Consider the following 11,768-nt stretch of genomic DNA (forward strand, 5'->3'; position numbering starts at 1 on the left):
ATGACCAGGCATCGCGGACGCGGCATGGCGTCGATCAACTATCCCATCGGCATGAATCTCGGCGGCGATCCGAGCCAGGCGCTGGTGCATTCCAACCCGAGCGGCAAGTTCACCGTGGCGCTGTCGTCGATCGACTTGGGACAGGGCATGAAATCGGTGACGCGGCAGATCTGCGCGGAGACGCTGGGCGTGCCAGTCGAGGACGTCTATGTCGACACGGCGGACTCCGACACCGGCCCACACTGCATGGGCTCGTTCGCCTCGCGCGGCACCCACCGTGTCGGCAACGCCGTGATGGCTGCCGCCCGCGAGGCGCGCGGCGTGATGATGGAGGCGGCCGCCGAGGAGCTCGAGGTCAACGCGGCCGATCTCGAGACCGACGGCCGCGGCAACATCCACGTCAAGGGCGCGCCGCACCGCTCGATCTCGACCAAGGACGTCGCGATCGCGGCGCAATTCAAGCAGGGCAAGACCATCTCCGGCCGCGGCATCTTCCTCGTGCCGCTGTCCGACGTCGATCCGGAGACCGGCGAGATGTCGCCGGCGACCTGCTATGCCCATGCCTGCCTCGTCGCCGAGGTCGAGGTCGACGACGAGACCGGCGAGGTTGCGATGGTCCGGATGGACTCCGCCTATGAGCTCGGCCGCGCGCTCAACCCGCGCCTGGTCGAGCAGCAGCTCGTCGGCGGCGCCTGGATGGGTGTCAGTCACGCGCTCTACGAGACGCCCGAGCCTTATTACCCGGACCCGGCTCACGGGCCCCGCGACTTCGTCGAATATCTGATGCCCGGTCCCGGCGACATCTGTCCGCACGATATCGCCGTGCTGGAACGCCCTGCCCCTGATGGTCCGTTCGGCGCCAAGGGCCCCGGCGAGATGTGCGCCAATCCGGTGCTGCCCGCCGTTGCCAACGCGATCTTCAATGCCGTCGGCGTGCGCATCGACGATCTCCCGATCACGCCGGAAAAGGTGCTGCGGGCAATCAAGAGCCAGGGCGGTGCACGGCCGCAGGCGCGGCGCTGAGGGAAACGCCGTGGCCGTTCGCAGCAACATCGTCGGCATCGACAGCCCGGAAGCGCTGGAGAAAGCGCTTCGAGCTGCCTACTACCTCGCCGACGAGGGCCTTGCGACTGCCGCCTATCTCGGGCTCGCACTTGGTAAGCCGCTGTTGCTCGAGGGCGCACCCGGCGTCGGCAAGACGGAAGCCGCAAAAGCCATTGCCGCCGTGCTCGGCCGCCGTCTCATCCGTCTACAATGCTACGAGGGCATCGACTCCTCCGCTGCGCTCTATGAATGGAACTATCCGCGCCAGATGCTCGCGATCCGGCAGGCCGGCGACGATAGCATCGACATCTACGGTGAAACCTTTCTGATTGAGCGGCCGATGTTGGCCGCCCTTCGCGCGCCTGATTCAACCGTGCTGCTAATCGACGAAATCGACCGAGCCGATCAGGAGTTCGAGGCATTTCTGCTCGAATTCCTTTCCGATTTCCAGATATCCATCCCCGAGCGCGGCACGGTCCGCGCGGCCGAGCGTCCCGTGGTGGTGCTGACCTCGAACCGGACGCGCGATCTGCACGAAGCCCTGCGGCGCCGCTGCGTCTATCACTGGATCGACTATCCCACCGCCGAGCGGGAGGCGCGGATCATCATGATGCGCGCATCCAGCGTCGCCGAAGCCACGGCCCGCGCCGTCGTCGCCGCCGTCGAGAGGTTGCGGCGCGAACCGCTGAGCAAGGCGCCTGGCATCGCCGAGGCCGTCGATTGGGCGGAAGCCGCGACGCTGCTCAACAAGGGCGGCGCGCGCTGGCCCGACGCCTTCAAGCGCTCGATCGGCGTGGCGCTGAAGGACGAGGAGGACCTGCACTTCATCGCCCCCCGGCTCGATGTCATGCTCGCGGAGGCGACCGCATGAGCACCGAGCTGCTGCTGCCGCGCGCTGCCCGCATCTTCATTTCCTTCGTTGCGCTACTGCGCGTCAACGGTTTCGCCGTTGCCCCGGAGCAGACCACCGCCTTTCTCGCAGCGATCGCGTTGCTCGGCCCGCGTGACCTCGACGACATCAGGCAATCTGCGCTCGCCACCCTCGCCCCGCCGCCCGAGCGCCGCACCACCTTCGACCGGTTGTTCGACCTGCATTTCCGCGGCAGCGAGGCCATCGAGCACGCCGACGACGGCGAGGACGACGAGACCGTTCGTCTCCAGGAGGAAGGCCGCGGCGACGAGGAGCCCTTGCTCTCCGATGACACCAATGAATCAGGCCTGACGGCGACGCGCGCCGAGGCACTGGTCGAGCGCCGCTTCGCCCAGCTCCCCACGACCGATGCGCTCCGCCGTCTGGCGCGCGAGGCCCCGCGGCGCCTGCCGCGGCGGCGCGGGCACCGCCGTATGCGCGCACGCCGCGGCCCCTTCGCCGATCTCCGCCGCACCTTGCGCGACAGCGTCCGCAGCGATGGCGAGATCCTGCGGCTCGGCCACATGAAGCGCCGCCAGCGGCCGCGCAAGATGCTGCTGCTGATCGACGTCTCCGGTTCGATGAAGAGCCGGACCGAGGAGAACATGAAGGTTGCCCATGCGCTGGTGCACGCCGCGTCCAATGTCGAGGTCTTCACCTTCGGCACACGGCTGACCCGTGTCACCCGCGCGCTGCGGCTGAGGCGGCGCGAGCAGGCACTGAGCGCGGCAGCGCAGCTCGTGAGCGACTGGGACGGCGGCACCCGAATCGGCGACGCGCTGCAGGCCTTCCTCGCGGTGCCGCGGTTCGGCGGCTATGCCCGCGGCGCCGCCGTGGTCATCGTGTCGGATGGGCTCGAGCGCGGCGAGCCCGACGCGCTTCGCGATGCCGTTGCGAAATTGTCGCGGCGGGCCTGGCGCCTGAGCTGGCTGACGCCGCTCGCGACAGGACCGGGCTTCCGCCCGCAGACCGAGGCGCTCGTCGCGATTGAACGCTTCGTCGACGATCTCGTGGACGGAGGATCGAGTGCCTCGATCGTCGCCCATGTACTGGCGCTGGGACGAAGGAGAGCTGCGTGAACGGTATTGTCGACGGCCATCATCACATCTGGCGGCAGGCCGACCTGCCCTGGCTGACCGGCCCCATGCAGCCCCGCATCTTCGGACCGTACGAGCCGATCCGGCGCGATTATCCGATCGAGGAGTATCTCGCCGATCTCAAGGGCGCCGGTGTCACCCGATCGGTGTATGTGCAGACCAATTGGGCGCCCGAGCACTTCGAGGAGGAAGCTGCCTGGGTCCAGCGCACAGCCGACGAGCACGGCTGGCCGCATGCCATCGTCGCCTACGCCAATTTCGCGGCCGACGACGTCCGCCCGCAGCTCGATCGCCTCAAACGCTATCCGCTGCTCCGCGGGGTGCGCATGCAGCTGCACTGGCACGAGAACCCGCTGTATCGCTTTGCGGCGCGTCCGGATCTCTGCGCCGATCCCGTGATCCGTCGCAACGTCGCGCGCCTGGCCGACTACGGCTGGACCTTCGACCTGCAGGTCTTCACGCCGCAGATGCCGGATGCCGCGCAGCTGGCCGAGTCTTGTCCCGGCGTGACATTCATCCTCCAGCATGCCGGCATGCTGGAAGATCTCTCGCCGGCGGGCCGTGCGGCCTGGCGCGCGGGCATGGCCCGCCTCGCCACATGCCCGAACGTGGTCTCGAAACTGTCCGGGCTGGGGACCTTCATCCATCGCAACGATCCCGCGCATATCGCCGCCGTGCTCACCGACACTGTCGCGATCTTCGGCGCCGAGCGATGCCTGTTCGGCTCCAACTTCCCGATCGAGAAATTGTGGACCAGCTATCACGAGCTCGTCAGTGCCTTTCGCGCAGCTGCCGCCCCGTTCAGTGCGGAGCAGCAGGACGCGATCTTCGGGACGACGGCGACACGCGTGTACCGGCTTTGACAGACAAGAAACGAGACAGGAGGGCACCGAATGGCACTGGAGATCAAGATCCTGGACTATGGCGATATCGAGCTGGAATCGAGCTTCCTGGTGCTCGGCCGCGACTGCGGCCGCACCCGCCGCGTCCTCACCCTCGGCTTTTTGATCCTCGGCGGCCCCTACCCGGTCGTGGTCGACACCGGCTACCGCTCCAACCAGATCATGGAGACGCTGGGCATGCGAGGGCTTCAGTACCATGAGCACATGATCGAGAACCAGCTCGCGCGTCACGGCGTGCGCATGGGCGACGTGCGCTTCGTCTGCCACACCCATCTGCACATCGACCATGCCGGCAAGGACGACCTGTTCCCGATGAACACGACCGTCGTCGTCAACCGCAAGGAGCTCGAATACTCCGTCTCCGGCCTGATGCATCCGCAATATCCGGCGCCCGACATCAAGCACCTGATCGACCGCCTGCACACCAAGAGCGCGCTGCGCTTCCTCGACCTCGAAATCACCGGCCCGATCGAGCTGATGCCTGGCGTCTATTGCGATGCCGCCAACGCCCACACCGAGGGATCGATGAACATCATCGTCCACACCGCCGACGGCATCGCGACCATCTGCGGCGACGTCATCTACGACTTCAATGACCAGATCGTCACGCCCTTTCACGAGATCCACGACTGGGAGCCGCGCACCACCGGCAACCACGGCACCAGCAAACGTGCGGAGAAGGCGGCGATCAAGAAGCTGCTGAGCAGTTCGCGCTACCTGCTTCCCGTGCACGACCGTCCTGCCAAGATCGAAGGCGGCAATGTCGTCGGTCGCCTGCACGACCAGGTCCCCGGACCGGTCGTGCAGTCCCTGCCCCAGCGGAACTGGTTTCCGGCCTGATGTTGTCGAGGATCGACCGATGACGCACGTCACTCTGCGAAGCGAGTTCGAGAACCTGATCGATCCCTATGCGCCGGTCGCGCAGATCGGCACCGGCTTCGACTTCACGGAAGGGCCGATCTGGCATCCGGTCGATCACTACCTGCTGTTCTCGGACATGCCGGGGGACGTGCGCCGGCGCTGGGACGCACGGCGCGGCGTCGTCGAGGTCAAGCGTCCATCGAACAAATGCAACGGCATGACCTATGACGCCGAGCTCAACCTGATCGTCTGCGAGCACGCGACCTCGTCGCTCGTCCGCGAACGTCCGGACGGACGGCGCGAGGTGCTCGCGTCGCATTTTGGCGGCCAGGAGCTCAACAGCCCCAACGACGTCTGCGTGCACTCCTCCGGCGCGATCTATTTCTCGGATCCCTGGTATGGACGGATGCCGGTCTATGGCGTCGAGCGGCCACGCCAGCTCGGCTTTCAGGGCGTTTATCGCATCGTGCCAGGCGCCGAGCCGAAGCTCGTGGTAGACCGCAACCTGTTCGACCAGCCGAACGGTTTGTGCTTCTCGCCCGACGAAAAGCTGCTCTATGTCAACGACACCGTGCAGTCGCTGATCCGCGTGTTCGACGTCAATTCCGACGGCACGCTTTCGAACGCACGCGTGTTCGCAAGCGGCATCCGATCCGAGCTGGAGCCGGGCCTGCCCGACGGCATGAAATGCGACCAGCACGGCAATGTCTGGGTCACCGCTCCCGGCGGGATCTGGGTCTATTCGCTGCGCGGCGAGCTGCTCGGCAAGGTCCGCGTGCCGGAGCTGGTCGCCAACCTCGCCTGGGGCGGGCCGGACTTGCGCACGCTCTATCTCACCTCGACCCATTCGGTGTACGCAATTCAGACCAAGGTCGGTCCGCGTCACGAGCCCTATATGAGCGGCCGTAGCGCCGGTGGCGGCGCAGGCCCGAGCTCGTCACCGGCCTCGCCTGTTCTCACCGAGGGTGAGATGCGGCTCGATCCGCAGCGCTGCGCCATGATCATCCAGGATCTCCAGAACGACGTCATCATGGACGGCGGCGCCTTCGCCGAGTCGGGTGCGCCGGGTCATGCGAAGCAACAGCATGTCGTCGAGAATGTCCGGCGGCTAGCGGAAGCCGCACGCGCGCGCGGCGTCGCCATCATCCATGTCTGGTTCGTCGTCGAACCGGGCGCACCCGGCGTTACGCTCAACGCCCCTTTGTTCGAAGGCCTCGTCGACAGCAAGGCGATGGTGCGCGGAAGCTGGGGCGCGGCCCCGGTCTCAGGCCTGGAGCCACGACCCGGCGACTTCATCGTCGAGAAGATGCGGATGAGTGCCTGGGAAGGCACGCGGCTGGAGACGATCCTGAAAGCCACCGGCCGCGACATGATCATCAATACCGGCGCCTGGACCAACATGTCGGTCGAGCACACGGCACGGACCGGTGCCGACAAGGGCTATTTCATGATCGTGCCCGAGGACTGCTGCTCGACCATGAATGCCGACTGGCACAACGCCTCGATCAATTTTGCCATGCAGAACGTCGCGGTCGTGACCAGGGCCGATACCGTGATCAGAGCGCTGGGATGAGCCGTGGCGAAGCTCCTGCATCTGTCCTGCTCGCCCCGTGCCGAGTCCGAGTCGAATGCCGGCGCACGCGTCTTTCTTGACGGCTTCCGCCAGGCCCGGCCGGATTGGGACGTCGATGTCGTGGACATCTGGCGTGAGCGGATGCCGGAGTTCACGGGCCCGATCGTCGACGCCAAGTATGCCCGCATGAAGGCTCAGGCCTTCACCGAGGCGCAACGCGAGAGCTTTGCCGAGGCCGAGCGGATGGCGCTGCGCTTCTCGCTTGCCGATCGAGTCCTGATCTCGACCCCGATGTGGAACTTCGGCCTTCCCTACAAGCTCAAGCAGTGGTTCGACATCATCGTCCAGCCCGGGCTCACCTTCCGGTTCGATCCGTCGCAGGGGTATCTGCCGCTGCTGAAGGATCGACCGACGCTGGTGATCATCGCCAGCGGCAGTGACTTCGCCACCGGCATGAACCGTGGCCGCAGCGACATGGCAACGCCCTACCTGCGGGAGATCCTGCGCTTCATCGGAATCAGCGATGTCCGTTTCGTGCTGATCGGTCCAACCACGGGACCGCAGCAGCCGATCGATTCTGCCCGTGAAAGGGCCCATCAGCGCCTTGCTGCAATGGCCGCGACCTTCTAGGCACTTCGGCGCCTCAGTAAGCAATCACGTGGCGCCACCAAGATAGAGCCGCTTGACGATATCGTTCCCTCTCAATTCGTCGACCGAAGCGGCCGCCACGACGATTTCACCATGTACAATGATATAGCCGCGGCTCGCGATCCGGATCGCCTGATTGAAGTTCTGCTCCGCCATCAGCACCGTCAGACCGAGGCTTTGATTGAGCTCGCCGATCTTGGTGATGGTCTGCGAGACCAGTAGCGGCGAGAGACCCACCGAAGGTTCGTCGACCAACAACAAGCGTGGTGACGACATCAGGGCGCGCCCAATCGCCAGCATCTGCTGTTGTCCGCCCGACATCGTGCCCGCGAGTTGCGCCTGCCGCTCCTTGAGGACGGGAAATGCTTCAAAAACGATCGCAAGATTACGGTCGATACTGCGCCTGGCTGCCTTACGGAACGCGCCGAGCATCAGGTTCTCGAGCACGGTCAGCCGGGGAAACAAACGCCGCCCCTCCGGAACCATCGCTACGCCGAGCTCGACAATGTCTTCGGTCGAAAGGCGGGACAGGTCGTGCGCCGCTCCGTCGATTGTAAGCGATATGGCGCCGCGTTGCGGCCTCACCAGGCCCGCGATGCACTTCATCAGCGTGCTCTTGCCGTTGCCGTTTGTGCCGAGCAAGGCAACGGTTTCGCCGGCCTCGACACGGAGCGAAGCGCCGCGCAACGCCTTCACCGCGCCATAACCTGCATCAAGATCATTGATGGCAAGGCTAAGTGCCAAGGTAAGCCTCCTGCACGCGCTGGTCGGCCATGACTTCGGATGGCGTGCCGATCGCAATGATTCGGCCGGCGTCAAGACACATGACGCGTTCGGAGAAGCGCATCACGGCCTGCATGATATGCTCGATCATGATGATGGTGATGTCCCGGCTTGCAAGGCTGAGCAGCAGATCAAGCACTTCGTCGACTTCCGAGCCGGAGAGGCCTGCCATGGCCTCGTCCGAAATCAGGAGCTTCGGATGCGTCGCCATTGCGCGTGCGAGTTCCATCTTGCGCAATTCCACCTGACTAAGCTGCGTGGCCGAGACGTTGGCCTTCGGGCCGAGGCCCATTTGATCGAGGATCGACATCATGCTGTCTCGCCGCTGCGCCGCCGAGACGTGCTCGTGCGCGGCAAAATCGAGCGCGACCATGAGATTTTCGGCGACCGTCATGCTCCTGAACGGTCGCGGGATCTGGAAGCTCCGAGCGATACCGCGGCGCGTGCGCACGTGCGGCTGCAGCAGTGCAATGTCCTCGTCACGAAACAGGACCGTGCCGGGTTCGGTGCGAAACGCGCCGGAAATGCAGTTGATCAGCGTGGTCTTCCCCGAGCCGTTCGGACCGATCAGGCCGAACCGCTCGCCGGGCCGAATGTCGACGCTGACATCGTGGAGCGCCGTGAACCCGCCGAAACGCTTGGTGAGCGACGAAATTCGCAGCAGGGGCGACCGGGTGCCGGAGAGCGTCATACCTCACCCTCCTTGCGCTCGCCGCGCAGCTTGCGGATCAGGCCGATGATACCCTCCGGGGCGCCCACGACAAACAGCACCAGCATCAAACCCAGCACCAGCACATTGACTTCCGACGAGATCGTCACGGTCAGCAATTGCTGCGTTGTGCCTAGCAGGATCGCGCCGATGATCGGCCCGGACCAATGCGCGGTTCCGCCGATCAGAGACATCGCGAGTGTCGTCACGGAGTAGTTGAGATTGAACGCCGACGCGGGGTCCGCATATTGCAAGTACATCGCCGCCGGCGCGCCGACGGCACACATCAGCGCCCCCGAGATCACACAGGCGAGCAGCTTCAATCGCAAGGTCGGCACGCCCGTGCATTCGGCCGCAAGTTCGTCGTCCCTCAGCGCCTGCAGGCCGCGGCCGATCCAAGAGTTCTGGATGTAGCGCGAGATCGCAACCGCCAGCACCACGAGAAGGGCCTGAACGAAGAACAGCATCTGCACATAGTTGTCGAATGGCGCCGTCACCGCCGGCCGTTGGATCTGGATGCCCGCAGCTCCACCGACGTATCGCCAGTTCGTTATCGTCGTCTCGATGATGATCGTCAGCGCAATCGTCGCGATCGAGAAAAAAATGCCCTGCATGCGAAGCGTCAGGAGACCGAGCGCAAACCCCATGAGTGCACCGATCGCGGCGCCAGCCAGGATCTGCAGGGGAAGCGGCGCGCCAAAGGCCTTGACCAGGAATACCGCGGCATAGACGCCAACGCCGAAGAACGCGCTGGTTCCGAAATTCACATAACCTGCATATCCACCAAGGATGCTCCATGCCACGGCAAGCGCGATGAACTGCAGGATCACGTAGCCGGCAAAGAATGGATACTGGTTGCCGACGACCTGTGTCATCACAAAGACGGCGACGAGAAAGACGGTCGATCCGGTCCAGAAAGCAATGCTGTTGCGTGTCATGATCGCCTGCCAAACAGGCCCTGCGGCCGTACGGCGAGAACGCCGAGCAACATCGCAAAGGAAATCGCCGGCGCCCAGGAGGCGCCGAACATGGTGAGCACAATCGTCTCGGCGACACCGAGAATGATGGCGGCGACGAGCGTGCCGCCCATGCTGCCGAGCCCCGCCATCACAACGACGCAGAATGTGCGCCCGATATAGGCACGGTCGAGCGTCGGATCGACAGGGGCGACGATGATGAGCAGGGCGCCGGCGATCCCGAGCACAGCGGTGGCGATGCCGAATGCCCACTGCTTGATCTTGATCGGGTTGGCGCCCATCAACCGTAACGCCTCCTGGTCCTGCGCGACCGCGCGAATGGCGCGTCCCATGAAGGTCCGCGACAAATACAGTGTGAGCAGGACGGTCAGTGCGGTTGCGACGGCAAAGGCGACCAGGAGCCGGTACGGAATGCGGATATCGCCGAGCCGCCAGGCCCTGCCGATATAATCGGCGGTGACGGAGCGTTGATCGACACCGAATTGCAGGATGATCAACACTTCAATGATGAAGGCGACGCCGAAGAAGAAGGCGATGCCGCGCACGGCGGCGTCGCTGCCTCGCTTCTCGAACGTTTCATAATACAAGCGATAGGCCACGAGCCCGAGCAGAAAGAATACCGGCGTGATCAGGAGCCCTGCGACCAGGGGATCAACGGCGTAATGCTCGTTAAGGAAATACACCGCGTACGACGCCAGCACCAGAAACGCCGGATGCGCCACATGGGGGACGTCGAGCAGGCCGAACGACACCGACAATCCGAGGCTGACCGCGCCGTAAAAGCAGCCGAGCAGCACCCCGATCACCACCGCATCGAGCAGGAGATCAAATGAAAACAATTGAGGTCCCCCTTGACCCGCCTTGGCCCGCTTCCCGATCAACTCGTGCCGGGGTATCCGATCCCCGCCCGGGACCATCTTTCCCTTGCCGCCTGGACTTATTTCCGCGCGGCCTCAAACGGAGCGATCAACTCGCCCGATTTCAGGTTCTCCGGGAACAGGATCACCTGCTTGCCAGAGCTACGGAACTGCTCCATGTTCTTGTCAACGACGCCGCGGAACTGGGCCTGCAGCACCGCGGTTTCCTTGCGCTCGCCGTCAGGCGAAAACGCGATCGGACCGACGATGGTCTTGTGCGTGTTTTCGCGCAGATATTTTGCAAGTGCCTTCTGCTCCAGCGATCCCACCGCGTTGATGGCCTGCGCGATGAGCTGGCCGCTGGCATAACCGAACGGCGCCAGATAATAGCCGAGCGGATCGATCTTGGCTTCGACGGCGCGTTTCGTGTACTTGTCGAAGAACTCCTTGGTCCCCTCGAAATACATGCTCTTTTCGGGCAGCCATGTGTTGTAGTTCACGACGCCGTTGAGTAGCGAACCCATATTCTCCATCACGGCGCCGAACTGCAGGCCGACCATACCGCCGCCGAAAACCTTGACGTTGTCGCCGATCCCGATCTCGTTCACGGCACGCAGAATGCCCGCCGAGTCCGGCGGATAAGACGCGATATAGACGATGTCGGGCTTGGCCGCCTTGAGCGCGCGGATGATGCTGGAGAACTCCACCGTGTTCGGCGGATAGGCCTGGTCGAATACCATCGGCAGGTTGCGCTTCGCTGCGACTTCACGCGCGGACTTCGCCAGATTTTGGGCAAATTCCTGGTCGGCGGCCAGCAACGCCATGGATTTGCCGCCGGCCCTCTGACCGATATCAAGGAACGAGGTCGCCCAGCTGTCAGCCGGCCCCCAGGGCGCATTGTTGAACCACATGTCATGGCCGACTTTGCTGTTGACCTGGAACGAGAAGTTACCCATCAGCAGAAGCCCACGCTGCTTCACCATCGGCATGATCGGCGCCGTCGGCACGGTCGCATAGGGCGCGAACAGGAGGTCAACCTTGTCGACATCGATCAGCTTCGAATAGATCGCCGGCGTCTCCGACGCGCTGGACTTGTCGTCATAGACGACGAGTTCGATCTTGCGGCCTCCGAGCAGCCCGCCCTTGGCGTTGACGTCGTCGCGCCAGATCTCGATGCCGAGCAGCGAGGCCTTGCCGCCACCTGCGAGACCGCCGGTTTGCGGCATGCTCATGCCGATCCTGATCGGCGTCTGCTGCGCCTGCACGACACCGAGCGGCGAGGCCGCGAGCGCCGCGCCGGCGGTCGCCAGCAGGCGGCGGCGGGAAATCGATCCTGGCTTGGAGACCTTCTTCGACATTGGCACTTCTCTCCCCTGGGTCGTTGTTGCTTGGTGTGGTTGTTTTGGT

At 64.4% G+C, this 11,768-nt stretch carries 12 protein-coding genes; 7 read left to right on the forward strand and 5 right to left on the reverse strand.

Annotation, left to right across the window (positions count from 1 at the left end):
- Genes N2603_RS28350 through N2603_RS28380 form a run of 7 tightly spaced genes read left to right on the forward strand, consistent with a single transcriptional unit; the run spans position 1 to position 7,017 of the window.
- Complete coding sequence (locus N2603_RS28350) at positions 1–1,023, forward strand: xanthine dehydrogenase family protein molybdopterin-binding subunit (protein ID WP_018643044.1); 1,023 nt, start codon at positions 1–3, stop codon at positions 1,021–1,023.
- Between the two features lie 10 nt (positions 1,024–1,033).
- Positions 1,034–1,915: an AAA family ATPase gene (locus N2603_RS28355; protein WP_260384715.1), complete on the forward strand. Its 882-nt coding sequence runs from the start codon at positions 1,034–1,036 to the stop codon at positions 1,913–1,915.
- Complete coding sequence (locus tag N2603_RS28360; RefSeq protein ID WP_260384716.1) at positions 1,912–3,033, forward strand: vWA domain-containing protein; 1,122 nt, start codon at positions 1,912–1,914, stop codon at positions 3,031–3,033. Before N2603_RS28355 ends, N2603_RS28360 begins: the two co-directional genes overlap by 4 nt.
- Positions 3,030–3,914, forward strand: a complete 885-nt coding sequence (locus N2603_RS28365) for an amidohydrolase family protein (protein WP_260384717.1) — start codon at positions 3,030–3,032, stop codon at positions 3,912–3,914. Before N2603_RS28360 ends, N2603_RS28365 begins: the two co-directional genes overlap by 4 nt.
- A 30-nt stretch (positions 3,915–3,944) precedes the next feature.
- Positions 3,945–4,793: an MBL fold metallo-hydrolase gene (locus tag N2603_RS28370; RefSeq protein ID WP_018643048.1), complete on the forward strand. Its 849-nt coding sequence runs from the start codon at positions 3,945–3,947 to the stop codon at positions 4,791–4,793.
- Between the two features lie 19 nt (positions 4,794–4,812).
- Entirely contained in the window at positions 4,813–6,387 is a 1,575-nt protein-coding gene (locus tag N2603_RS28375; protein ID WP_260384718.1) for an isochorismatase family protein, read from the forward strand.
- Between the two features lie 3 nt (positions 6,388–6,390).
- On the forward strand, positions 6,391–7,017 hold the full coding sequence (locus N2603_RS28380; protein ID WP_260384719.1) for an FMN-dependent NADH-azoreductase: 627 nt from the start codon (positions 6,391–6,393) through the stop codon (positions 7,015–7,017).
- 24 nt (positions 7,018–7,041) lie between these two features.
- On the opposite strand, the gene N2603_RS28385 is transcribed toward N2603_RS28380, so the two are convergent.
- The 5 genes from N2603_RS28385 to N2603_RS28405 all read right to left on the reverse strand — a co-directional run bounded on the left by N2603_RS28385 (position 7,042) and on the right by N2603_RS28405 (position 11,719).
- On the reverse strand, positions 7,042–7,779 hold the full coding sequence (locus tag N2603_RS28385) for an ABC transporter ATP-binding protein (protein WP_260384720.1): 738 nt from the start codon (positions 7,777–7,779) through the stop codon (positions 7,042–7,044).
- The gene (locus N2603_RS28390; RefSeq protein ID WP_260384721.1) at positions 7,769–8,509 is read right to left on the reverse strand and encodes an ABC transporter ATP-binding protein; all 741 of its coding nucleotides are present in this window, start codon (positions 8,507–8,509) and stop codon (positions 7,769–7,771) included. Before N2603_RS28390 ends, N2603_RS28385 begins: the two co-directional genes overlap by 11 nt.
- Positions 8,506–9,465 (reverse strand): branched-chain amino acid ABC transporter permease, encoded by a 960-nt coding sequence (locus N2603_RS28395; protein ID WP_260384722.1) that lies wholly within the window; start codon positions 9,463–9,465, stop codon positions 8,506–8,508. Before N2603_RS28395 ends, N2603_RS28390 begins: the two co-directional genes overlap by 4 nt.
- On the reverse strand, positions 9,462–10,343 hold the full coding sequence (locus N2603_RS28400) for a branched-chain amino acid ABC transporter permease (RefSeq protein WP_020607880.1): 882 nt from the start codon (positions 10,341–10,343) through the stop codon (positions 9,462–9,464). Before N2603_RS28400 ends, N2603_RS28395 begins: the two co-directional genes overlap by 4 nt.
- 98 nt (positions 10,344–10,441) lie before the next feature.
- Positions 10,442–11,719 carry an amino acid ABC transporter substrate-binding protein gene (locus tag N2603_RS28405; RefSeq protein ID WP_260384723.1) on the reverse strand — a complete coding sequence of 426 codons (1,278 nt, stop codon included), beginning with the start codon at positions 11,717–11,719 and terminating at the stop codon, positions 10,442–10,444.
- Between the last annotated feature and the right edge of the window lie 49 nt (positions 11,720–11,768).

It is taken from the genome of Bradyrhizobium huanghuaihaiense (genome assembly GCF_025200885.1).
GTDB classification, from domain to species: Bacteria; Pseudomonadota; Alphaproteobacteria; order Rhizobiales; family Xanthobacteraceae; genus Bradyrhizobium; species Bradyrhizobium huanghuaihaiense.